A 24,364-nucleotide genomic window follows, 5' to 3' on the forward strand; every position below is an offset into this window, starting at 1 on the left:
GGGATTTGCCAGAGTTACTTCTAGTAATAGCTAGAATTTAGTTTGGCAAATAAATCAAATAAATTTTTGTTAAAATTATGGAACTATACCATAATTTACTTCGTCTAATGTATATCAAAAAATTATAAGAATGTTTGTAAAAGTTTAAGGAGGAAATAAAATGGTAAAGAAAAAGATAATACCTTTAGCTCTGATTGGTTGTATGTTATTTACTGGTTTGCCGGTTGAAGCTGCAGGAATAGCGGCTACAGGAGGCACACAAGCCAAAGAAAGTGTTGTCACAGAGCCTACGGATAAAAAACTGGAATCGGTTATTAAAGTTGTGAAAGCAACGCTTTTCATTCCAAAAGAAATGACTAAATTTGATTATTATTATAATACTCAAAATGCTTATAGCAATGCTTACTGGTATTTGAATTGGAGTAGTGAGGATTATTCACAAAATATTACGGTTTGTGTTGATCAAGACGAGAATATTATCAGGTATAATTTTTATAATGATAAGGAGGGAAGGTCTACCCCTAAGTATTTAAAATCAGAATTACAGTCTACTGCAATGGATTTTATTAAGAAAACGGTGCCCGCAGTTGCAGATAAAATAGAATTTGTGAAAGCGGAATCCAGCGGAAGCTATTCCAGCCAATATATTTATACATTCAGACGTGTAGAAAATAAGGTTCCTATGCCGGACAATACTGTTACTATAGGTGTAAATTATGATACTGGTAAAGTAACTTCTTATGACTTAAATTGGTTGTTTGGTGTAAAGGTTCCATCTGCTGATGTAAAAATTTCCGAAAAAGAAGCTGCTGAGAAATTGGGAAAAAAAGTAACTATGAAATTATCTTATCAGAATGCATACGAAACAGATGATAAGGGAAATACAACTATTAAGGCATTTCTTGTATATTCACCGGAGTTATCATATGCATCTGTAAATGCAAAAACTGGTGAAGTTTACACGACTCAAAACCAATGGGTGAGTACACTTCAAACTGAAGAAAATAGTAAAGAAGCAGCTTCCGATACGGCTGCAAACAGAGGCCTTACGGATGAGGAAATTGCAAAAATAGATGAATTAAAGGGACTAATCAGTAAAGACAAAGCAATAAAAACAGTAACCGACAATTCCAGTTTGTTATTAGATAAAAATGCAAATTCTATATCTGCCCGTTTATACAAATATAGGGATTATTATATAAGAGAAAATAAAGATGCAGAAGATAAATATGTATGGAATATTTATTTTTCTGATCCAAGAGAAGTAAATCACGAAAAAGGCGGGGATACTTACCGTGCTTATGCCAGTGCCACAGTAGATGCAAAAACAGGTAAATTAATTTCTTTCAATTCCAGCGTAAAAGATTCCTACTATTATGGACTGGAAGGAAAAGAACTTCCCAAAATTAAATACAGTAAAAAGCAAGGGCAGACAATTTTAGAAAAATTCTTAAAAGAACAGGTGGCAAATCTATTTGGGAATACAGTCTTAACTGCAAATGATGGATCCTATGTGATTGGTTATAAGGGTGATACTCAAATCTATGGCGGATATTATTATAACTATGATAGAGTTCATGAAAAAATAAACTATTCCTATAATGGAATATATGGCGCTGTAGATGGAATAACCGGCAAAATATATAATTTCTCCTATAATTGGGATGAAAACATCCAATTTGAATCACCAAAGAATATAATATCTGCAGAGAAAGCTTTTGAGTATTATAATTTAAAAGATACTTTTGGTTTAGTATATGAAATCAATAATATTCACAGCTATAATGATAAGGCTAAAGTACAAGAACAAGCTGAAGGCTATTCTGTAAAAAGTGAAATTAGATTAGTGTACAGAAATGATTTAGTACCGGCATATATTTCACCTTTTACAGGTAAACAATTAGACTATGATGGAAAAGAATATACAGATAATGCTGGTAATTATACCTACAGTGATATTAAGGGACACAAATCAGAAAAGAACATCCTTTTACTGGCAGAATTGGGAGTTGGCTTTGAAGGCGGTAAATTCCTGCCAGATGAAGCAATTACCGTAAAGGAATTAAATGAATTCCTTACTAAATTGAACTATTATTATGATAAGAAATTTGAACTAAACAAGAATAATTCTTCCATAACACGTATAGATGCTGCAAAATTCACAGTGCAGATACTAGGTTATGATAACATTGCTAAACTAAAAGGTATTTATAGTACTGCATTTGTTGACCAAAGTCAAATTACAGAATCTAATATAGGTTATGCGGCTCTTGCCCATGGTTTCAAACTTATCACTACAAACGACAGAAATGAATACAGACCGAATGAAAAGTTAACACGTGCAGAAGCTGCAGACATGGTATTAACATTGCTTTCTACAAATAAATAAAGAGAAACGAAATAAATTAGTTTTGGTATCGAAGAGGCGAAGAATCCTTACTTGGGGTTCTTCGCTTCTTTCATATTAGAGTTCTTTCATATTAAACTTTTTAACATTATACATTAGGCATTTCTTTTCATTGGACGTTTCTATCACATTAGGTTTATCTATCACATTAGGTTTATCTATCACATTAGGTTTATCTATCGCATTAGGTTTATCTATCACATTAGGTTTATCTATCACGTTAGGTTTATCTATCACATTAGACCTTTCTATCACATTAACACTTTCTTCACATTAACACTTTCTTGCATATTAATTCCTTTTTACAGTTAGTGTCTCTGCTTGAAGCAGTTTTTGCCTTGATTATATTATTAATTTAGTGCGGGGATGAATCAACTTCTATAATTATTATAATTGTACTTTTGCTTCCTTGTTTTTTATGATAAAATAGTAATATATAGTTAATCTCAACTTATGAAGAGCAAAAGGAGAAATAAAATGAACAATTTTTTTAGTATGGACAATGGCGTTTTCAGCTTCTTAGGAAAGATGTGGGATATATTGGTTATTAGTATTCTGTGGCTTTTGCTATGTCTGCCCATTGTAACGATAGGCCCTGCTACCACGGCATTGTATTATACTGTAGTAAAGGTAATTAGAAGAGAAAGAGGATATTTGTTCCGGGAGTTTTTTCATTCATTTAAAATGAACTTTCTTAATGGTATGGTTCTTGGTATTATTTTAATGATATCATATTACATACTGTATATAGACTTCAATTTTGCAAGAGCCTTAGAAGAAGGCAGTATGAAATCAATTTTATTAGCTGCCTTTACTGCATTTTCATTTATCATGCTATGTGGTACTGTTTATGTATTTCCACTATTATCTAGATTTACCATGGGCAAATTGCAGATATTAAAAACTTCTTTTCTTATGTCTGTAAAACATTTGCCAACTACGATACTTATGTTACTAATTGTTGGAGTTTTTGCTTTCATTATATGGGTACAACCTATATTCCTATTCTTTTCTTCAGGAATCTGTCTTTTATTATGCTCTCTTCCATTGGAAAGGGTATTAAAAAAATACATTCCAAAATCAGAAGATGGAGAGGATACTAAAGTAGATGAATGGTATTTGGAATAAAACTGAAGAAATAAGTATAGGTTAAAGCTTGTAATTAAAAATAGCAGGAGGATTCCTATGGAAGCACTTTACAAATTAATGGATTGGGATGGGGCTAAAGCAATCATTCACTCAGAACATGATGATCCACATAATATCCTGGGTGCACATGAAACAAAATATGGAGTTTTGATTCAGGCATATATTCCCACTGCAAAAGAGGTAGCTGTTAAATTAAGAGACAGCCAAAATACCTATAGCATGGAGAATGTAAGATTCTCCAAGAAGAACGAAAGCATTGAACTATTCGAAGAAGAGGGCTATTTTGCTGTTTTGCTGCCTATAAAAAAAGTAGAACCATATACTTATCTGGTAACTTATGATAATAATACAAAAGAAGAAATATTTGATCCTTATTCTTTTGAACCAGTTATTGATGGACTGGATATGAATCGCTTTTCTAATGGTATTCACTATGAAATTTATGAAAAACTAGGTGCCCATCTTATGGAAACCAATGGAGTCCAGGGCACTTTATTTGCAGTTTGGGCACCAAATGCTATTAGAGTCAGTGTGGTAGGTGACTTTAATTACTGGGATGGAAGAAGACATCCCATGAGACGTTTGGGGGATTCCGGAATCTTTGAATTGTTTATTCCAGGAATACAGTCCGGACAGTTATACAAATACGAATTGAAGGGGCAGGGCGGACTTACTTTTCTTAAAGCAGATCCATATGCCAATGCTGCAGAGTTTCGTCCCAATACGGCTTCCGTTGTCTGGGATATAAGCCAGTATAACTGGAAAGATAAAAAATGGTTAAAAGATAGAGTACAATTTGATTTTAAGAAGGAGCCCATGTCCATATATGAGGTGCATTTGGGGTCCTGGATGAAACCAAATCCAGAAGGGGAAAAGGAATTTTATAATTACAGGGAGATAGCGCCTAAACTGGCAAGTTATGTGAAGAATATGGGATATACCCATATTGAATTATTGCCTATTATGGAGCATCCATATGACGGTTCCTGGGGGTATCAGGTAACCGGATATTATGCACCTACAGCAAGATATGGTACTCCATATGACTTTATGTATTTTATGGATTATATGCATCAGAAGGGAATCGGTGTTATCCTTGACTGGGTACCGGCACATTTTCCAAGGGATGCTTTTGGTTTGGCTAATTTTGACGGAACCTGTTTATATGAGCATTTAGACCCGAGGCAAGGTTCACATCCTCATTGGGGAACATTAATATATAATTATGGAAGGCCTCAGGTATCCAATTTCCTTATTGCCAACGCATTGTTCTGGATAGAAAAATATCACGTAGATGGCATCCGCATAGATGCAGTTGCTTCCATGCTTTATCTGGATTATGGTAAGAAAGATGGAGAATGGGTAGCGAATATCTATGGCAGCAATGAAAATTTAGAAGCAGTAGAACTGTTAAAACATTTAAATTCTATTTTGAAAAAGAGAAAATACGGAGCCCTGCTAATTGCGGAAGAATCCACTGCCTGGCCTAAAGTCACGGGAGAGGTTGAGAAGGGTGGACTAGGCTTTGATATGAAATGGAACATGGGATGGATGAATGACTTCTTAGGTTATATGAAATGCGATCCCCTGTTTCGTAAAGGCAGGCATGGGGAACTTACCTTTAGTATGATTTATGCATATAGCGAGAATTTTATATTGGTATTTTCTCATGATGAAGTTGTTCATGAAAAAGGCTCTATGGTTAATAAAATGCCGGGGAGTGTAGAAGAGAAATTTGATAACCTACGTGTGGCTTATGGTTTTATGATGACTCATCCTGGCAAGAAATTATTATTTATGGGACAGGATTTTGCACAATGGAATGAGTGGAATGAAAACAAAGGCCTGGACTGGGAACTTTTGGGAGAAGAAAGCCACAGAAAGTTAAACCGCTATGTAAAAGAGTTGAATAAATTATATGTCAAATATCCGGCTTTGTATCAGCTGGATTTTGAAGCAGAGGGTTTTGAATGGATTAGTTGTATGGATGCAGACCATAGTATTATAGTATTTGCCAGAAGGACAGATAGTGCAGAGGATACCTTATTGGTACTATGCAATTTTACACCTGTGGTATATAAAGAATTCCCTGTTGGTGTACCTTTTGCAGGAAAATACAAAGAGATATTTAACAGTGATAAAGAAATCTATGGCGGACATGGAAATGTTAATCCAAGGTTAAAAACATCCAAGAGAAAAGAAGCAGACGGCAGGGAGGATTCCATCCATGTAACAGTTCCGCCTCTTGGAATATCCATATTTACTTGTACACCCACAGAAGATATACGGACAAAAAGGGAAGTAACCGATTTATCCGGAATAGAGGGAGTGAAATAAGGGGTAATTATTTATATTGAAGTCAGAAAGGATTTACGGCATGATCAAATATTTACCTTTGTTAGAGACGGGAACACCCCAGGAAACTTTGCTTAATTTTGATAAGTTTATTAAGAATATATCTGAAAAAGGATTGAATTTCTTAATAAGATTATTGTTTGCCCTAGTAATTATTTTTGTTGGTAAAAAGTTAATTAAGTATGCTATCCGCATTCTGGAGAAATTCTTTAACCGATCAAAGATTGAAATTAGTGTTTCCGGGTTTTTGCTTGCATTGGTTAAAGCTATACTACACACGATTTTATTTACTCAAAGTATTATCTGGTTATTTGGAATAGATAGCGGAACCATAGTTGCAATCATTGGATCTGCGGGATTAAGTATCAGCTTGGCTTTACAGGGGGGGCTGTCCAATTTTGCAGGTGGTGTGTTAATATTAATTTTGAAACCTTTCCGTGTCGGGGATTATATCATAACTACGGGCTCCGTTGGAAATATGACCAATGAAGGTACGGTAACTGCTATTGATATTTTTTATACCAAGATTCATACTGCAGATAATAAGCTGCTAGTTATGCCAAATGGTGCCCTTTCCAATTCTAACATTATTAATGCGTCCAATGAAGCTACAAGACGATTAGATTTGACAGTTTCTATTGAATATAGGGAGGATATTCAGAAAGTAAAAGAGGTTCTAATGAATATCCTGAATCAGAATGAAAAAGTTATAAAAGATAAGGATATTAATGTGTTTGTGAATTCCTTAGATGTCAATTCCGTTAGTATGGGCATTCGGGTATGGGTATTAAACGATGAATATCTAAAGTTAAAATGGGAACTACTTGAGCAAATCAAAGCTGCTTTTGATAAAAATCAGATTACCATACCTTTTAATCAGTTGGAGATTACAATGCATAAATAATAAGTATATATTCTAGAACAAATAGATTTATAATATCAGCTTATAAATAAACGAGTAAATAAATATAAAGAAAATATAAAAAAATTATAAAAAACTCTTTTCTTTTTTTAAGAAACGTGGTATTTTATTTGTAGGCGAAATTTCGTTGGAGCAAAGGTGTTCTCAAATTTTATATATTGAGAACACTTTTTTCATTCAAATAGTTATGATTTCGCAGCATACATCTACGTATAAGATTGACATTGCAATTTAAATTGTTTAAAGTAGAACAGATAATAGGAAATGGAAGGAGTTAAATTCGAAATGGCAGGAAAATTAACTGAGATATTTGGTATTGACGTTTTCAATGATGCAACTATGGTGGAACGTCTTCCTAAGAAAACGTATATTGCATTAAAGAAAACTATTGAAAACGGTGAGGATTTAGATCCGGCGGTTGCAGAGGTAGTTGCCAATGCAATGAAAGATTGGGCTATTGAAAGAGGCGCAACTCATTATACTCACTGGTTCCAACCAATGACAGGAATTACTGCCGAAAAACATGATTCCTTTATCAGCCCCACAGTAGACGGTAAAGTAATTATGGAGTTTTCCGGTAAAGAATTAATTAAAGGTGAACCGGATGCTTCCTCCTTTCCTTCAGGCGGACTTAGAGCTACTTTTGAAGCGAGAGGCTATACGGCATGGGATTGTACCTCCCCGGCCTTCTTAAGAGAAGATTCTTCCGGAGTTACCCTTTGTATACCAACTGCTTTTTGTTCTTATACCGGTGAAGCATTGGATAAGAAAACCCCATTACTTCGTTCCATGGAAGCTTTAAGCACTCAGGCGGTTCGTATTCTTAAATTATTTGGACATAGTGATGTAACATATGTTTCGTGTTCTGTAGGAGCGGAACAGGAATATTTTTTAATAGATAAAGAAAAATACTTAACAAGAGAAGACTTAATCTTTACAGGAAGAACTTTATTTGGCGCAATGCCTCCTAAAGGACAGGAACTGGATGATCATTATTTTGGAACTCTGAAAGAAAGAGTTGCCTCCTTCATGAAAGAATTAAATGAAGAGCTGTGGAAGCTGGGAGTGTTGGCTAAAACACAGCATAATGAAGTAGCTCCTGCACAGCACGAGTTAGCACCTATTTATACAACTGCCAATATATCAACAGACCACAACCAGTTAACCATGGAATTAATGAAAAGGATTGCGAATCATCATGGTTTAACATGCCTTCTTCATGAGAAACCATTTGCAGGTGTAAATGGCTCTGGAAAACATGATAACTGGTCTATGGTAACCAATACAGGAAAAAATCTTCTATATCCGGGAAAAACACCTCATGAAAATGTACAGTTTTTATTATTCTTATCTGCAGTACTAGAAGCAGTAGATAAACATGCAGATTTACTTCGTCAGTCAGCTTCCACTCCCGGAAATGATCATAGACTAGGAGCCAATGAAGCGCCTCCTGCAATTATCTCTATCTTTTTAGGTGACCAGCTAGCAGATGTATTAACCCAATTAATTGAAACCGGTGAGGCCACCAGAAGTAAACAGGGCGGAAGAATCAGTGTAGGTGCTCATGCAATCCCAATCATCAGAAAAGATGCTACGGACAGAAACCGTACTTCACCCTTTGCCTTTACCGGCAATAAATTTGAATTTAGGATGGTTGGCTCCTCCATGTCAATTGCAGGACCAAATACTGTATTAAATACAATGGTTGCAGACGTTTTATGTGACATGGCGGATGAATTGGAGCAGGCAGATAACTTTGACTTAGCGGTTCATGATTTGATTAAGAAAACAGTAACGGAACATCAAAGAATCGTATTTAACGGTAACGGTTATTCGGAAGAATGGGTAGAGGAAGCCAGTAAAAGAGGATTACCAAACATTAGATCCATGGTTGAGGCAGTAAGTTCTTTGACCACAGAAAAATCAATAAAATTATTTGGAAAGCATCATGTGTTCTCAGAAGCAGAACTTCACTCCAGGGCAGAGATTGAATATGAAACCTATTCAAAAGCCATAAATATTGAAGCAAAGACTATGATTCAAATGGCAAATAAGAAATTTATCCCTGCAGCTATTAAATACGCTACAAAAATGGCAGAATCTATTTCCACTGTTAAAGGTGCATGCCCTCAGGCAGATGTAAGTGTTCAGGAGGATTTGTTAATGCAGACATCTGCTTTATTATCGAAGACGAAGCAGGCTGTGAACAATCTAACTTCCTATGTAGAGGAGGCTGCTTCCAAGGAAGGAAAAGAACAGGCTTTCTACTTTAGAGAAGTAATATTTCCTGCTATGTCTGAACTAAGAGCACCAATTGACGAATTAGAATTGATTGTGGATAAGGAATTATGGCCGGTACCAACATATGGCGATTTATTATTTGAAATATAATAGACATATATTTACTACCTTGCTAATGAAGCAAGGTAGTTTTTTTGCATTTCTTTGTAGAAACACCTAGACATTTTAACCAATATAATAGATAATTAAGATAAATGATAGTAAAGCCACAAGATTAAAGTAATCCAGAAAAAGTTCGATATATGTATATATAAGGAGTAATTATGCGAAATATAAAATTAGTAATAGAATATGATGGTTCCAGATATGACGGATGGCAGAAGCAGCCAGGTAATCCCCAAAGAGTTACCATCCAGGATAAGATAGAAAGCGTATTAAGCAAGATGGAAAATGAGCAGATTCAGTTAGTAGGTGCTGCAAGAACCGAAGCAGGGGTACATGCCTATAACCAAATTGCTAATTTTACAACGAATACGGATTTGAAATTATATGAAATAAAACATTATCTAAATCGTTTCTTGCCAAGAGATATTGCGGTACTTGAGGTAGCTGAAGTTCCTGAACGGTTTCATAGCAGTTTTAACGCAAAGGCTTTTCGATATGAATATAAAATATCTATGGGAGAAGTTCCATCTGTATTTGAACGAAAATATAATTTTTACAGCTTTCACAAGCTGGATACCCTGAAGATGAGACAAGCTGCAAAGCATTTCATAGGAAAGCATGATTTAAAAGCATTTTCGGATAATAAAAGAATGAAAAAGTCTACAGAAAGAACCATCCATAAGTTAGACATTTATTCTGATATAAATGAAATTGTAATTACTATTGAGGCAGATGACTTTTGGCCTAATATGGCAAGAATCATAGCAGGCACATTAATGGAAGTTGGAGCAGGTAATATGGAACCTGACTTTATAAAGGAAGTCATTGACTCAAGGGATCGTGAAAAGGCGGGTTCAACAGCAGAAGCAAGAGGACTGTTTTTACAGGAAGTTATATATTAGATAGTACAAAGTAAGCTATGAAAAACTTGAACAATATAAACCAGGGGGAAGTGTGAAGATATACTAAGTCAGCACAGTACGCATACTAAGAATTTCTAAGTTTCACACTGGAAGAACTCCAAAGTGAATTTCGGAAGGAAACTCATTTGGAATTTTTATTTTGAACTTCTTCCTCCATTATTTGGGATGACATAGGAGCAGGGGGTATAAATATGAATATTGAACGAATTTCTAGCGAGCAAGCGGTTGTGGGAATGGTTACGGCAACGGATGTTTTGGCAAAGAACAAATTGTTAATTGAAAAGAATACGGAGCTTACAGAGCGCAGCATTATTCGTTTAAAGTTATATGGTGTAAGTGAATTGAAAATATATGCTTCCAATGAGGACAAAGTCCATGGGCAGGAAGTAGAAGAAACTATACCTCAAAATGAACCGATTATTGAAGAGGACATGTCCTATCTGGAAAAAGTTCGAAAAACAAGGGAATTTATACGTTTTCAAGATTCTATTGTTAGTTATGCAAATAGTTTAAAAAGTTATTTGGATTCAATAATAAAGGGCAATGAACAACTGGACACGGTGAGGCTGGTTTCAGAGATAGAAGCAATCTTACTGGAAAGCCGTAACGGCCTACATGTAATTGATATGCTAAATTGTATGAGAACATACGACGACGATACTTACATACATTCCATTAATGTGGCGTTGCTTTGCTACATAATGGGGGGATGGATGAAATATTCAATATCAGAAACCAGATTATTGGCTTTGTCCGGGCTATTGCATGATATCGGTAAACTAATGATACCTCAGGACCTTATTACAAAGCCCTCTCAATTAACTCAGGAAGAATATTTACGTGTAAAAGAGCATACCAATAAAGGATATTTTATCTTAAAGCATCAAAACCTTGATGCCAGAGTTAAGCGTGCTGCATTAATGCATCATGAAAAATGTGATGGAAGCGGTTATCCATTGGGATTAACCAGGAATAAAATTGAACCTTTTGCAAAAATAGTTGCTATTGCTGATATTTATGAAGCTATGACAGCGAAGAGAGTTTACCGGGGCCGTATATGTCCTTTTGAAGTAATAGCTGTATTCGAAAAGGAAGGACTTCAGAAATACGATCCGGCCTTTCTGTTAACTTTTTTAGAAAGGATAATAGAAGCCTATATAAATAACTGGGTGCTGCTTAGCAATGAAGAAAAAGCAGAAATTATTATGATTAATAAGTATGATTTGACCAAACCGGTTGTACGAACACAGAACTCTGATTTTATTGACTTATCAAAAGAACGGGATATTGATATATTAGCGATTATTTAACCTCATCAGGAAAGCGGACTTGTCTGTTTCAGCAGGAGTTCAAGCGCCTGCTGAAATACCACCTAGTGGCAATGAGGTTATGAGCAAGCAGGGTAAGCAGATAAATTTGCCTGTAGGCAAGTGGAATGTCCGATTTGACCTTTAGATATAATAAAAGAAGCTGATTTTACGAAGAATCTGTTAAGTAGAGTATTTACCGGATTCTTTGTGAAATCAGCTTCTGCTTTATGAAATTCCCTTTTTGGTATGAAACCTTGCTTCACCGAAAAAGGGGAATCAGAACTTGTTAGAATTAAGCCTCTTTTACTAAAACTTTAATAATATCCGCTACATAAAGCGTATGAAAATCCTTATTAGGGTAAACATCAGGCAGTATAGATTTATCAATAAAACTTTCTTCTGCATAAGGCTGTGCAAATAATTTTTTACAGATTAGTACAGTATTTGCTTCTTCAAAATAAGGTGTTCTATTATCATATGCCATAGTAAGTTCCGCCTTCTCAATTTTATTCTCATCCCTTCCGGATACTCTGCCTAAATAAGCCAGGGTCTTTCTATAAGATTCATCATAAAAACTTAAAGAAAATGTGTCGGAAAAGTCTATAAATTCTTTTGTATAGCGTTGAGGTCTTATAGTTACAAAAGCAACATTTTTACCCCACATAATTCCTAGCCCTCCCCAGGAAGCAGTCATAGTATTTACAGTTCCTTCTTTTTCAGCAGTAACTAACATCCAGTCTTTTCCGATCATTTGAAATGGATTACCTTCTAATTGGGCGGCAGTAATTTCTTTAAATTCATTCATTTTCTAAAAATCCTTTCTGCATGTAATTTCTTAGCATAATGAATAGGGTTTATCATTATCCTAAGATTCATACATTTCATTAAAAAATATAGTAACTTTATTATATGCCAAATAAGATAAGATTGAAAGGGGCGAATGTATAAAAGTACAGTAAGATAGAAAAATAAAATACATTTATTCCACGGTTACCGATTTTGCTAAATTACGAGGTTGGTCCACATCCAAACCCCGTTGGACGGAAGTATAGTATGCAAGCATCTGCAGCACTACAGCAGCCGTAAATGGGGCAAAATTATCGGATAGATAAGGCAATGGAACATGATAATCATAAAGGGAAGAATCAACGGTGTTATTACCGTTTGTAATTAATATAACCATAGCACCACGAGCACGAACTTCGCGAATATTAGATATCATTTTGGAATAAACGCTGGATTGAGTGGCTACAGCAATAACAGGGGTTCCTTCCGTAACCAGTGAGAGTGTACCATGTTTTAATTCTCCGGCAGCGTAAGCTTCCGAGTGAATGTAGCTGATTTCTTTTAACTTAATGGAGCCCTCGCAGGAAAGTGCGTAATCAAGTCCCCGGCCGATAAAGAATAAGTCTTCACAGTCTTTTATATTCCGGCTGATCTCTTTTGCCAATGGATGAAAAGTTAGAGTTTTTTCAATAGCAGGTATAATTTGCAGCAAACCTTCCATCTCTTTAGAACAGTCTTCTTCCGAAAGTCTTCCCTTTTCTAAAGCAAAGTCAAATGCAAGGAGATAAAGACAGGATAATTGAGCCGTATAAGCCTTTGTACTTGCAACCGCTATCTCAGGTCCGGCATGTGTATACATAACATAATCACTTTCTCTGGCAATAGAGGAGCCTTTTACATTTACTATAGATAGAGTTTTGGCATGACCTGATTTAGCAAGTCTAAGGGCTGCTAAAGTATCTGCGGTCTCTCCGGATTGGGATATGGTTATTACTAAGGTATTGCTGTCTATAATAGGTTTCTGGTAACGGAATTCAGAAGCTATCTCAACGGTTACCGGTATACGCAGAAGTCTTTCAAACATGACTCTGCCTATTAAACCTGCATGCATGGCAGTACCGCAAGCAGTTATAATAATTCGATTAACGGAATCAAGGATAGTATGCGGTAACCCGTCATTGGTCAAATCAGGAAGATTCCCTTTTGCTATCCTGGGCATTATAGTAGAACGCAGAGCTTCCGGCTGTTCGTAAATCTCTTTTAACATAAAGTGAGGATATCCTCCTTTCATAGCGGCAGACATATCCCAATTTACATAAAGCATTTTCGGCATAACCACTTTATCCTTTGCGTCAAAAACGGTTATCTGATCTTTGGTTAGAACCGCAATGTGCTGCTCCGGCAATACAAAGTATTCTTTAGAATACTTAATTAAAGCAACCATATCAGAGGCAATAACTGAACCTTCTTCACAGTGACAGGCAACCAAAGGACTTCCATTGCGCAGACAATATATCACGCCCGGTCTATCTTTAAATAGAATGCAAAAAGCATAAGTCCCTTCCAGATAGTCCATTGCTTTTTTTAAAGTTTCCATAGGATTTCCATGATACAAATAATCAATTAACATAACAGCTATTTCCGTATCAGTTTGGGATACAGGGAATTTTCCTTCTGCAGCCAGCTTAGTTTCAAGCTCGTGATAATTCTCGATGATCCCATTGTGAATTAAAGTAACTTTACCAAAAGTATGAGGATGGGAATTGGTATCTGATACACCTCCATGGGTTGCCCAGCGGGTATGCCCTATTCCGCAGGTACTATGAAACTCTGGCATAGCCACCACTTTTTTTCGTAAAGAAGAAACCTTTCCGGTAGTTTTGATTGTATCAATCACATCATTATTAAAACAGGCAATACCTGCGCTGTCATAGCCACGGTATTCCAGTGCTTCTAAGCCTTCCAATAACACATTTTTAGCCTCCGTTTGTCCTGTAAAACCAATAATTCCACACATAATCATGTCTCCTTTTTATTCAATTTTCAATGTTCTTAGTACTGATGAATTCACAATAAAACTAAGCCTCGATAAAGTTAAGATTATTCGTAATCTGCTTCTACAATAATCTACTCCGAAGTCATAGCAATATCTAATTCATTTTCCGGTTATGCTGCTTTTGTCCCATGGTTACCCATTGTTTTTTCAACATATTACGTGTCCGGGAACACGAGAGAGCATCCGCCGAATCCTTCGATAACCCTCTACCTCGTTAACCTCTAAGATACTGACCCAATAGAGGTACATGGCGCTAATTTAAACATTTCTGTTAATCCAATCTTGGGCTGATTGTGTTGATAGCTGTTCCGTTATAAAATTAGTATATGTAGATTTCCTCCCTCACGTGATTTTCAAAAGTTAAAATATGTATTTATCCTAAACTTTTTTATGTCTCATACATTTTAGCTTTAAATCTATAAGGGTTTTATAACTTTGTAATAATATCACGAATAGCAGAAAAAGTCAATTTTCAGATTAGCATAAATACTAAGATTTTTTAGATTGTTTGAATACTAAGGCATGAATTTATTAAATGAAAAACCAACCGCAGCCTGGTAAAAGTATAACCTCAGAATGGACCATGGGAGGTGTGCCATTCTGAGGTTTGTTGAGGGAGTATAAGATTTAAACAGGATAACAAGTATAAAATGTTATCACAATCTATATAAGAATATGTTATTGTGAAACACCAAAATCATAAAATGCAATTCCACATACACCTGGACCTGCATGAGTTCCTACGACGGATCCGATAGGACTTATTAATCCGTCTTTCAGATTAAGATTGTCCTTTGTATATTCTAAAAAGGCGTTTAAATTGTCTTTTTTACCGGTGTAACCAAGACAATAATATTTAGAAGTATCCATTCCACCGTATTGCTGGATTAAATTAATTAATTTATTAAAGGCACCGGTAAGTCCCCGGGCTTTTCCGGCTACGTCTACTTTACCGTTTTTTACTTCTACAATGGGTTTGATATTTAGAATGGTTCCTGCAAGAGCACTGACGCCGGATAATCGACCGCCTTTTTTCAGATATTCCAAAGTTTCCACTAAGGCAAATACATGAATTTTATGCTTATTTGTTTCTAAAGTTTCTACAATTTCTTCTACCGGACATCCTTTCTTTTGCAGGTCAATCCCTTCTCTGACTAAAATTTGTAATCCTAAAGTAACGCTTAGACTGTCTACGATATAGATGTTATCATATTCACACATGTCTTTAGCAATAACAGCGCTTTGATAGGTGCCACTAAGGTGGGAAGAGAGTGTAATAACAATAACAGAATCCTGATTGCTTTTTGCATCTTCAAAAAGAGGTATGAATTGTTCCGGTGTAAGCTGACTGGTAGAAGGAAGGGAATCAGAATTCACTAATTTATTATAGAATTCATCGATTTGAAGATCGATGCCATCTTCGTATTCTCCGTCTTTAAAGATTACTCTCAAAGGTAAAACTGTGATTCCTAATTCTTTTGCTTGTTTTTGACTTATATCTGATGTGGAATCTGTTATAATTTTAATCATAATTACCTCGATTCTGACGCCCCAGCGCCTTTTAATAATAGCAATTTTATGTGCCAGAATATATTGCAGTTGAAAAATTTCAACTTTACTTAGAATAGCTTATTTACTTTTTATCTAAATGATTGAAAAAGTTATCCAGTGTACTTAATGCCTGGGTCAATGCAGATATTTCTTCTTCAGATAATTCTTTGGAAACACTGCTTACCAGATCTTTATGAAATTCTTTATGTTTTTTGTACGCCATTTCCGATAAGGGAGTAGGAGTTACCATGACTTTTCGTTTGTCAGCAGGCATTTTTGTCCGTAAAAGGTACCCTTTTTGTTCTAAGGTTTTAACAGAGGTTGTTAGAGTACTGGCTGTAACCGCCAATCTATTTGCAATCTCTGCCATGGAATTTGCTTTATTCTCCAAACTTTCATAAACTGCTTCAATGACATGCATTTCAGTAATTGACAAGTTACGAAACTCACCTTTTGCAAGACTTGCTTCTTCTAAACGTAATATATTATTAAATACATTAACTAAAAAAGTATTGAGCTGTTCTTCATAAATACCCATACATACCTCCAACATAATAGTAAGACCAAAAAGAAATACTTTGAACTTCAAATTAAATACATTGTATCAGCAATTTTTTATTACGTCAATAGTATTTTGAAGTTCAAAGTATTATTATAATACTCTATTATATAATTAGATTATTTTATAATTTAAATTCAAATTCATTTAGAAATAGATTAACAATTAGCAGTTATTTCATGTAAGCGATTTATAATCGGCAAATGCTGCGTACATAAGGATTCACATTTTCCGCAGCTAATGCAATCGGCAGCTTTGGAAGCCGACATACCCCAATGGCCTTTTATACGGTCCTCCATACTGTTACCTAAGATATGTTGATTGTAGGCATCCATGAATTTTGGTATATCAATATCCTTTGGACAATGTTTGCAGTATGCACATCCGGTACATAGATTATTTAAGGCAATCCCTTTGTTTTCATATTCTGTGCAGATTTCCTTTGCCGGTTTTTCAACAAGATTCTCCACTGCCTTACAGGCATCATCAACATGTTCTTTCGTTGTAAATCCATTTAAGGTAATTGTAATCTCTTTATGGGAGGCTACAAAACGAAGAGCTGCCTGTGGAACGGTTAAGTCCGTTCCTTCTGCCAGATAAGCAAAAGTCTCTGGATTATTTGGAATTAACCCGCCGCTTAATGGATTCATAACAACAACACCCATTCCTTTTTTATAAGCAGCTTCGATACCGGTTTGACGGAAACGATAATTCAAAGCATTATAGCCGATTAACATTCCCTTAAACAAATCTTTAGAAACAGCTTCTTCTAAGTCGTTGCCCTGCATATGAGAGGAGAATACAATATTACGAATCAGCCCATCAGCCCTAGCCTGTTCAAAAAATTTATATAATGCATCGCATTGTTTTTCAAAAGCATCTAAGCTTAATACACACCATAAGTGATAAAAGTCCAGATAATCTACTTTTAATCGTGTTAAAGTAGTTTCCAACCTTTTACGGAAATCATCAGAGGTGCATTTTCCCCCAACGGTACCCATATTGGTTTTGGAGGAAATATAATAGCTGTCACGGGGTAATTGGGATAATGCTATTCCTGTTATAGTCTCACTTTTATCATCACAATAAAATGGAGCGGTATCAAAGTAGTTTATGCCCTTTTCATGAGCATATAAGGTTACTTCAGCACATTTCTCCAGATTCCCTGCCTTTACATCTTCGTCGTCGTAGCGCATGCACCCCATACCGATTGCCGATACTTTCATTTGGGTATCCCCATATTGTTTGTAATACATATTCGTACCTCCTGTTTACTCTCAATCTTTGGCTTTAATTACTATTTAGTATAACATAAAATATCAAAATCTCAAGAAAAAACCAGCTTCTTATCTGAATAAAAAGTAGGATACAAAATAAGTACAGATTATGTAAAGTGCATATAAAACAATCTCTGTTTCTTGCATTTTTGTGTACAATAAAGTAAAATGAATGGTATGAGTTTAGGTAAAAAAATGGGAATACCAATCTTATAAAGGAACATTAGGTTAAAAGGTTGAAAGAATATTATGTTCAGCCTGTGAAAGGAGCATTCTTATATATATGAACAAGAAAATAAAAAAAGGCAGCAAGGGGAACAAAAATACATCACAGAATAAGAAAGGGAATCTTAACGATTCTAATAAGATGGCTATTACAGATTGGTTTTATATGACTCCAAGTGAAATTGATGCAAAGAGTATTGCACAATTAATGGAAGTAGAATGTAAGGCCTCCGTGGAGCTTTGGGAAGAACTAAATATTCTTCAGATAGAGTTATCCAATCAAGTAACCATAGATTTTGAGCCAATGACTTTGAATTTTAAAGATTCATCAGATATGGAATTCATAAACAGTCAAAAGGTTCGTACTATTTTTGCTGTATATATAGCAAGCGGTATTTTGGAAGATGAGTTTAAAAATATCCTAAAGGTAATACTGAACCGGTGGGAGGGGTTCCTATGTGCGGACAGTCAGGATTTTCAGCCGGTTTATAGTTTAGGTGATTTATAAAAGTATATTGAATCATTAATAAGGGAAGGAATAGGTTATGGAGAAGATTATTGAAGTAACAGGTCTAAAGAAATCCTACGAGGATGTTCAGGCGGTAAAAGGAATTGATTTTTACGTGGAGCAAGGTTCTTTATTTGCTTTCTTAGGTCCTAACGGTGCCGGTAAATCAACTACCATTGATATGATCAGCACTCTGTTAAAACCTGACGGAGGAGAGGTTATTATTGACGGTCATATTTTAGGTAAGGAAGATGATAAGATTCGTTCTGTTTTAGGAATCGTATTTCAAGACAATCTGTTAGACAGATTACTTACGGTAAAAGAGAATATGATGATACGGGGCAGCTTTTATAATCTTTCAAGAGAGGAACTAAAAGCAGCCGCGGATCATGCTGTAAAAAATGCCAATGTAGAAAGTTTTCTAAACCGCCCTTATGGTAAATTATCCGGCGGACAAAGAAGAAGAGCAGATATTGCCAGAGCGCTGATTAATAAACCTAAAATACTTATCCTGGATGAGCCTACTACCGGATTGGATCCCCAAACCAGACAAAGTGTATGGGAAACCATCCGAAGCTTGCAAAAGGAAGAAGGGATGACAATATTCCTGACTACCCACTATATGGAAGAAGCAGCCAAAGCTGATTATGTGGTTGTAATCGATAATGGTGAAATTACCGCTAAAGGCACTCCGGAACAGCTAAAGGAACAGTATAGTAATGACTCCATGACCATACATACTAAAAATATAGAAGAAGTTACAAAGCTGGTAAATGAATTGGGATTTTCTTACGAAATAAATGGGGATACAGTAATCCTTCCGCTGGAATCTACACTACAGGCCATACCTGTTGTGGAACAGTGTAAAGATATTATGTTAGGCTTCCAGGTTACCAAGGGAACCCTGGATGAGGCATTTATTCGTATTACGGGGAGGGAAATGAGAGAATGATTCAATTTGTTAAGCGTAATTTATTAATATTTTTTAGGGACAAGGCTTCTGTATTTTTTTCCCTACTATCTGTATTTATAATAATTGGTTTATATTTTCTTTTTTTAGGTGATTTACTTGTTAAAGGATTGGAAGGAAACGGACTGACTGGCGTCAGATATTTAATGGATAGCTGGATTATGGCCGGATTATTGTCCGTTACACCAATCACTACAGTACTTGGAGCATTGGGAATTATGATTGGAGATAAAGAATATAAATTATTCAAAGATTTTTCCGCATCTCCAATTAAAAGAAGCAAATTAACATGCGGCTATATTATAAGTGCTGCTGTTATCAGCTTTATTATAACTTTATTTAGCTTAGTATTGGCGGAGATTTACATTATTTATAATGGCGGAGAATTATTGTCCCTGAATGAGTTGTGGAAGGTACTGGCATTAATTATACTTCAAATTTTATCTTCCGGTTTTACATTATTTCTTGTGGTATCTTTTATGAAAACTGCAAGTGCTTTTGGAGCCTTAAGTACAGTTCTTGGTACTCTAATAGGATTTTTAACAGGAATCTACATACCAATCGGGAACTTACCTGTGTCTGTTCAAAATGTAATTAAAGTATTTCCCCCTGCTCATATAGGGATGCTGCTTCGTAAAATTATGATGGAGCGAGCGGAAAGTATTACATTTGCAGGTGTTCCAAAAGAATTTATAGATCAATTTCATTTTGAATTGGGAGTAACTTTTAAAATAGGTGATACAGTGATAAGTCCTGTTCTTAGTATTTTGTATTTATTAATTGTAACAATTATATTCTTTCTATTAGCAGTTTGGCGGTTATCAAAGAAGGACAGATAAATATCATTTGAATTGGGGCAAGATATGTTGCTTATTACGTTCTAAATTTTCACTAATGGAAATAAGAAATAACTTTCATTAAAACTATAATATTTTCAAAGGTACACAAAATATAGCTAAAAATAAGCATCTCACTTGGGTGATATGATCTTCCATAACTTAATGACATTAACTTGACAGGGGGCATATCAGGGTGGCGGATGCTTATTATCTTTTTAATCAATTATCTATTCGAGACAATGCCACAAAATTAGGTTATCCGGAAAAAACTAAATCCAGACTATTATAAACTGTCATTCTCTGAACATAGATTCAGAAGTACTGAATTTTAATGGAAAAATATCTTTAAGATTAGAATTTTCCATATAGAATTCGGTACTTTTTTTGACCTTAGAATGCAGTATTTTATTCTACCAGATATAAAGAAAATTTGCTCAAGTTATAAGCCAGTTTTTATATAGGAGTCAAATTTATAAATTTCAGTTTATATTTGTTAAAAATGTGTGAAACTTTATTCTTATGTTGATTTTTTTGGATAATAATGATAAAATAAATTAATCGATGAGGAGAAATTTGTGTAGGTTGCACTAAAAAAGCAGATGAATCTATGCTTCGTTTGTGTCATATGAGGGGGAAGGTTAAAAAGTCTAATAAAGTAAGCTTTCATGACACTGCTTTGTTCAGCCAGGGAGAAATACAACAATTATAAGGTGGTGGTAAAATGAAAACAGTGGGTTTAATTGTGGCATCGGAACCACTTTTATCCTATAAGAATGCAACGTTTATTGAGAAATCTATTCATATGTTAAAAAAAGCGGAAGTTAATCCGATTGTAGTGGTGCTTGGAAGTGATAAAAAACAGACAGAATCCCTGTTAAAAAACAAAAAAGTAATTGCTGTTTATAATCCACATACTGCTGCAAAAGACTTAATGTCTCACGTGAGAGCGGGTTTAAAGAAAATTCTATATATCCAGAATGTAGAGCAAAAAGATGAACTGCCATATGAAGCATTGTTTATTCTTTCCGGGGATACGCCTATGGTAACTCCCAGTGTTTTAGTTAAGGAACAACTTCTAATGAAATACTGCAATGCTAAGATATTATTTCCAATTCTTCAGGGTAAAAAGAATTACCCTCCATTGATTCGGTTTAACATATTACAAGATATTTGTGATTATAACGGCAGGGATGGATTAGAAGGGGCGTTGGCACAATTTGAAAGGGAAACCGCATATATGGAAGTGAAGGATTAAAAATTGTATTGGAAATAATCGTAAGAATATAAAGAACATAAAGATGTCATTCTAAAAGCAAATTCAGCAAAACTGAACAAATTCAGCAAGCTAGAATTGTGCCGAAAGAATCTCTGATGGCAGAGATTTTGTAAGGCGGGCTTTTTGAATGACACTTTTATATTTGGAATGCAGGAAAGATGTGCCGTAAGATATACTTGATATAAACCATTCTTTGGATTATACTAAAATAAAAAGGGGAAGATTCAAAATTGTTAAAGAAGAAGAGAAAACGTAATTGCATAAAGAGTAAGAAGATATGGTTACTTCTCCCTGTTTATGTAATATATATTATAGTTTATGAACTTTATCTAGGTGTAAATCTATTTGAATTATTGGGGAATATAATTTTTCCAGGAAAACAAAAAGAAAATAGAATATAGAACTATGGGGTTTAGAACAAAGGATTTATTCAATCTGTATTCAAGAATGAATAAAGGATGAATAAAGGATGACAATTTTACAACAATTAGTTGGGAGTATGATATGATAGAAGAAAAAAGATTTGCAGTGCTTATAGATGCTGATAACGTATCAGCAAAATATATCAAATATATATTGGATGAAATATCAAATTATGGTGTGGCAACTTACAAAAGAATATATGGTGATTGGACGAAATCCAGTACTTCTTCGTGGAAAGATGTATTATTAGAGAATTCCGTCACTCCAGTGCAGCAATACGGCTATACTGTGGGGAAAAATGCTACGGATTCCGCAATGATTATTGATGCAATGGATATTTTATATTCTAAAAATGTAGAAGGATTTTGCATCGTATCCAGTGACAGCGATTTCACAAAACTATCCTCAAGATTACGGGAATCCGGAATGATGGTAGTCGGTATGGGAGAAAAGAAAACACCAAAGCCCTTTATTGCGGCCTGCAACCAGTTTAAATATCTGGATGTTCTTGCTGAAACAGAGAAAAAGAGTATGGAAATTGGAAATTTAAATACCAAAGCTTCCGTTCACAGTAAGAAACAGGATAATAAAAAGATTGCAGAGCATGACATTCCTTTCGTTATTCTGGAAAATGATATTGTAGCAAAAGAAGAAAATAGCAATTCCGTCAATAATAAAGACCTTAAAAATAGCCAGGATGGCACTGATAATGTAAAATACATGACGGACATTGATGTAATCAAAACTGCAATTATAAAAATGATGAATGAAATTGATGCGGAAGATCAAAGCATGAACATGGGCGAATTGGGAAGCCGTTTAGTGAAACGGTATCCGGATTTTGATATTCGTAATTACGGAGATACAAAACTTTCTAAGTTTTTAAAGAAGTTCGATTTCTTAGAAATCAAAAAGAAAGGGAAAGAAGGAACTTCTATGTGGGTATCCCTGAAATCGGAAGGAGATCAGGAGCAGGAAGAAGAGAAGAAGCAGGATAAAAAAACAGCTAATAAACCTTTCCATAAGAAAAAGAAGAAGAGATATTATAAAAAGAAATAAAGGTATTAAAGTATTAGAATAAAGCTTACTGAATTAACAGGTGAGGTTCATAAAAGCAAATTTGTTTAAAAGTAAGTTTGTAATAGGACAATCTGTATTTGAGTACAAATTAATGGTTTTATTAAAGGATTAAAAAATTAATACGCTAGAATTGAGGTTACTATGAAAAATATAAAAGAGCATATTAAACTGAATCAGTTTAAGCCGGTATATTTGCTCTGTGGGACAGAAATTTATTTGAAAAAATTATATAGGGATAAATTAAAAACGGCAATACTTGGTGATGGGGATCAAATGAACTTTTCTTATTTTGAAGGAAAAGGAATTGATACAGCGGAAGTAATATCTGTTGCCAACACTATGCCGTTTTTTAGTGACAGAAGGCTTATTCTAATTGAAAATAGCGGCTTTTTTAAGAACCAGAGTGACTTGGCAGATTATATGAGTTCCATTCCGGAAACCACCCATATTGTATTTGTAGAAAATGAAGTAGACAAAAGAAATCGTTTATATAAAGCTGTTAAAAATGCAGGAATCATTTCAGAAATGAATGCCATGGATGAAAAGAATCTTAAACTTTGGGTGGCAACTTTATTGGATAAAGAAAATAAGAAAATCACAGAAGATACCATTCTATATCTGCTGAATAAAATAGGTTCTGACATGGAGAATATCCAAAATGAAGTGGAAAAGCTTATCTGTTATGCCTATGACAGAGATATAATTACGAAAGATGATGTTGATGAAGTATGTACTGCCCAGATTACCGGAAAAATATTTCTTATGGTGGATGCCATCGGCAGCAGACAGCAGAAGAAAGCATTGGATTTATATTATGATTTATTGTCCTTAAAAGAAAAACCAATGTCCATATTGTTCTTAGTCACAAGACAATTTAATATCCTTGTTCAAGTAAAAAATCTGCTTTCATTAGGATATCATAATGACGTTATTAGCCAAAAAACAGGATTAATGCCTTTTACTATTAATAAATATGTAAACCAAAGCAAAAATTTTACCATGGAAACATTAACAAAGGCTTTAAATAGCTGTGCAGATATAGAAGAGAGAATTAAAACAGGAAGATTAATTGATAAAATTGGTTTAGAATTACTTATCGTTAAGTACAGTTCTGCTACATAATCATTATAATTAAAATAAAATGTACAAAAGATGATAAAAAGCTTGACATCCCCAGGGTATGATTTGCTATAATAGTCAGGTAGCATTTGGAGGCGTATCGAAGTGGTCATAACGAGCCTGACTCGAAATCAGGTTGTCCTCACGGGCACGTGAGTTCGAATCTCACCGCCTCCGCTATGAGCCTGCTTGTGGTCAATGTTCCCAGCAGGCTCTTCCTTTT

The 24,364-nt window shown here is 34.9% G+C and carries 18 protein-coding genes and 1 tRNA gene; 14 read left to right on the forward strand and 5 right to left on the reverse strand.

Features of this window, described 5'->3' with window-relative positions:
• Nucleotides 1-160: 160 nt before the first annotated feature.
• The 7 genes from RT261_RS11030 (at nt 161) to RT261_RS11060 (ending at nt 11,472) form a co-directional block, all read left to right on the forward strand.
• Nucleotides 161-2,389: a YcdB/YcdC domain-containing protein gene (locus RT261_RS11030; protein ID WP_313132527.1), complete on the forward strand. Its 2,229-nt coding sequence runs from the start codon at nt 161-163 to the stop codon at nt 2,387-2,389.
• 495 nt (nt 2,390-2,884) lie between these two features.
• Complete coding sequence (locus RT261_RS11035) at nt 2,885-3,535, forward strand: YesL family protein (RefSeq protein WP_313132529.1); 651 nt, start codon at nt 2,885-2,887, stop codon at nt 3,533-3,535.
• Between the two features lie 57 nt (nt 3,536-3,592).
• Nucleotides 3,593-5,893, forward strand: a complete 2,301-nt coding sequence (glgB, locus tag RT261_RS11040) for a 1,4-alpha-glucan branching protein GlgB (protein ID WP_331665461.1) — start codon at nt 3,593-3,595, stop codon at nt 5,891-5,893.
• 40 nt (nt 5,894-5,933) lie between these two features.
• Nucleotides 5,934-6,815 carry a mechanosensitive ion channel family protein gene (locus RT261_RS11045; protein WP_313132530.1) on the forward strand — a complete coding sequence of 294 codons (882 nt, stop codon included), beginning with the start codon at nt 5,934-5,936 and terminating at the stop codon, nt 6,813-6,815.
• 303 nt (nt 6,816-7,118) lie between these two features.
• Nucleotides 7,119-9,224 carry a glutamine synthetase III family protein gene (locus RT261_RS11050; RefSeq protein ID WP_313132531.1) on the forward strand — a complete coding sequence of 702 codons (2,106 nt, stop codon included), beginning with the start codon at nt 7,119-7,121 and terminating at the stop codon, nt 9,222-9,224.
• A 173-nt stretch (nt 9,225-9,397) separates the two neighbouring features.
• Nucleotides 9,398-10,141, forward strand: coding sequence for a tRNA pseudouridine(38-40) synthase TruA (gene truA, locus RT261_RS11055; RefSeq protein WP_313132533.1), 744 nt, complete (start codon nt 9,398-9,400; stop codon nt 10,139-10,141).
• Between the two features lie 212 nt (nt 10,142-10,353).
• Nucleotides 10,354-11,472 carry an HD-GYP domain-containing protein gene (locus RT261_RS11060; RefSeq protein ID WP_313132534.1) on the forward strand — a complete coding sequence of 373 codons (1,119 nt, stop codon included), beginning with the start codon at nt 10,354-10,356 and terminating at the stop codon, nt 11,470-11,472.
• Between the two features lie 292 nt (nt 11,473-11,764).
• Here RT261_RS11060 and RT261_RS11065 read toward each other — a convergent pair whose 3' ends face one another.
• The 5 genes from RT261_RS11065 to RT261_RS11085 all read right to left on the reverse strand — a co-directional run bounded on the left by RT261_RS11065 (nt 11,765) and on the right by RT261_RS11085 (nt 17,680).
• Nucleotides 11,765-12,277 (reverse strand): flavin reductase family protein, encoded by a 513-nt coding sequence (locus tag RT261_RS11065; protein WP_313132536.1) that lies wholly within the window; start codon nt 12,275-12,277, stop codon nt 11,765-11,767.
• A gap of 174 nt (nt 12,278-12,451) precedes the next feature.
• Nucleotides 12,452-14,275 (reverse strand): glutamine--fructose-6-phosphate transaminase (isomerizing), encoded by a 1,824-nt coding sequence (gene glmS / locus RT261_RS11070; protein ID WP_313132538.1) that lies wholly within the window; start codon nt 14,273-14,275, stop codon nt 12,452-12,454.
• Between the two features lie 717 nt (nt 14,276-14,992).
• Nucleotides 14,993-15,844, reverse strand: coding sequence for a DegV family protein (locus RT261_RS11075; RefSeq protein WP_313132539.1), 852 nt, complete (start codon nt 15,842-15,844; stop codon nt 14,993-14,995).
• A 103-nt stretch (nt 15,845-15,947) separates the two neighbouring features.
• Nucleotides 15,948-16,403, reverse strand: a complete 456-nt coding sequence (locus RT261_RS11080) for a MarR family winged helix-turn-helix transcriptional regulator (RefSeq protein WP_313132541.1) — start codon at nt 16,401-16,403, stop codon at nt 15,948-15,950.
• Nucleotides 16,404-16,582: 179 nt separating this feature from the next.
• Complete coding sequence (locus tag RT261_RS11085) at nt 16,583-17,680, reverse strand: aldo/keto reductase (RefSeq protein WP_313132543.1); 1,098 nt, start codon at nt 17,678-17,680, stop codon at nt 16,583-16,585.
• 304 nt (nt 17,681-17,984) lie between these two features.
• Between RT261_RS11085 and RT261_RS11090 the strand changes: the two genes are divergently transcribed.
• The 7 genes from RT261_RS11090 (at nt 17,985) to RT261_RS11120 (ending at nt 24,318) form a co-directional block, all read left to right on the forward strand.
• Nucleotides 17,985-18,434: a hypothetical protein gene (locus RT261_RS11090; RefSeq protein WP_313132544.1), complete on the forward strand. Its 450-nt coding sequence runs from the start codon at nt 17,985-17,987 to the stop codon at nt 18,432-18,434.
• 37 nt (nt 18,435-18,471) lie between these two features.
• Nucleotides 18,472-19,386: an ABC transporter ATP-binding protein gene (locus RT261_RS11095; protein WP_313132546.1), complete on the forward strand. Its 915-nt coding sequence runs from the start codon at nt 18,472-18,474 to the stop codon at nt 19,384-19,386.
• Entirely contained in the window at nt 19,383-20,243 is an 861-nt protein-coding gene (locus tag RT261_RS11100; RefSeq protein ID WP_313132547.1) for an ABC transporter permease, read from the forward strand. Before RT261_RS11095 ends, RT261_RS11100 begins: the two co-directional genes overlap by 4 nt.
• 721 nt (nt 20,244-20,964) lie before the next feature.
• Entirely contained in the window at nt 20,965-21,498 is a 534-nt protein-coding gene (locus tag RT261_RS11105; RefSeq protein WP_313132549.1) for a nucleotidyltransferase family protein, read from the forward strand.
• A gap of 525 nt (nt 21,499-22,023) precedes the next feature.
• A complete protein-coding gene (locus RT261_RS11110) occupies nt 22,024-23,001 on the forward strand; it encodes an NYN domain-containing protein (protein ID WP_313132551.1) in 978 nt (325 codons plus the stop codon).
• Nucleotides 23,002-23,163: 162 nt separating this feature from the next.
• Nucleotides 23,164-24,144: a DNA polymerase III subunit delta gene (gene holA, locus RT261_RS11115; protein WP_313132553.1), complete on the forward strand. Its 981-nt coding sequence runs from the start codon at nt 23,164-23,166 to the stop codon at nt 24,142-24,144.
• Nucleotides 24,145-24,232: 88 nt separating this feature from the next.
• Nucleotides 24,233-24,318, forward strand: a tRNA-Ser gene (locus tag RT261_RS11120).
• Nucleotides 24,319-24,364 lie beyond the last annotated feature (46 nt).

The sequence above is a fragment of the Anaerocolumna sp. genome (assembly GCF_032079385.1).
Taxonomy (GTDB): Bacteria; Bacillota; Clostridia; order Lachnospirales; family Lachnospiraceae; genus Anaerocolumna.

Bases quoted from the DNA above. Each gene is read 5' to 3' on its own strand.
- RT261_RS11030 (WP_313132527.1), top strand. From the start codon at position 161: ATGGTAAAGAAAAAGATAATACCTTTAGCTCTGATTGGTTGTATGTTA.
- RT261_RS11035 (WP_313132529.1), top strand. From the start codon at position 2,885: ATGAACAATTTTTTTAGTATGGACAATGGCGTTTTCAGCTTCTTAGGA.
- glgB (WP_331665461.1), top strand. From the start codon at position 3,593: ATGGAAGCACTTTACAAATTAATGGATTGGGATGGGGCTAAAGCAATC.
- RT261_RS11045 (WP_313132530.1), top strand. From the start codon at position 5,934: ATGATCAAATATTTACCTTTGTTAGAGACGGGAACACCCCAGGAAACT.
- RT261_RS11050 (WP_313132531.1), top strand. From the start codon at position 7,119: ATGGCAGGAAAATTAACTGAGATATTTGGTATTGACGTTTTCAATGAT.
- truA (WP_313132533.1), top strand. From the start codon at position 9,398: ATGCGAAATATAAAATTAGTAATAGAATATGATGGTTCCAGATATGAC.
- RT261_RS11060 (WP_313132534.1), top strand. From the start codon at position 10,354: ATGAATATTGAACGAATTTCTAGCGAGCAAGCGGTTGTGGGAATGGTT.
- RT261_RS11065 (WP_313132536.1), bottom strand. From the start codon at position 12,277: ATGAATGAATTTAAAGAAATTACTGCCGCCCAATTAGAAGGTAATCCA.
- glmS (WP_313132538.1), bottom strand. From the start codon at position 14,275: ATGTGTGGAATTATTGGTTTTACAGGACAAACGGAGGCTAAAAATGTG.
- RT261_RS11075 (WP_313132539.1), bottom strand. From the start codon at position 15,844: ATGATTAAAATTATAACAGATTCCACATCAGATATAAGTCAAAAACAA.
- RT261_RS11080 (WP_313132541.1), bottom strand. From the start codon at position 16,403: ATGGGTATTTATGAAGAACAGCTCAATACTTTTTTAGTTAATGTATTT.
- RT261_RS11085 (WP_313132543.1), bottom strand. From the start codon at position 17,680: ATGTATTACAAACAATATGGGGATACCCAAATGAAAGTATCGGCAATC.
- RT261_RS11090 (WP_313132544.1), top strand. From the start codon at position 17,985: ATGAACAAGAAAATAAAAAAAGGCAGCAAGGGGAACAAAAATACATCA.
- RT261_RS11095 (WP_313132546.1), top strand. From the start codon at position 18,472: ATGGAGAAGATTATTGAAGTAACAGGTCTAAAGAAATCCTACGAGGAT.
- RT261_RS11100 (WP_313132547.1), top strand. From the start codon at position 19,383: ATGATTCAATTTGTTAAGCGTAATTTATTAATATTTTTTAGGGACAAG.
- RT261_RS11105 (WP_313132549.1), top strand. From the start codon at position 20,965: ATGAAAACAGTGGGTTTAATTGTGGCATCGGAACCACTTTTATCCTAT.
- RT261_RS11110 (WP_313132551.1), top strand. From the start codon at position 22,024: ATGATAGAAGAAAAAAGATTTGCAGTGCTTATAGATGCTGATAACGTA.
- holA (WP_313132553.1), top strand. From the start codon at position 23,164: ATGAAAAATATAAAAGAGCATATTAAACTGAATCAGTTTAAGCCGGTA.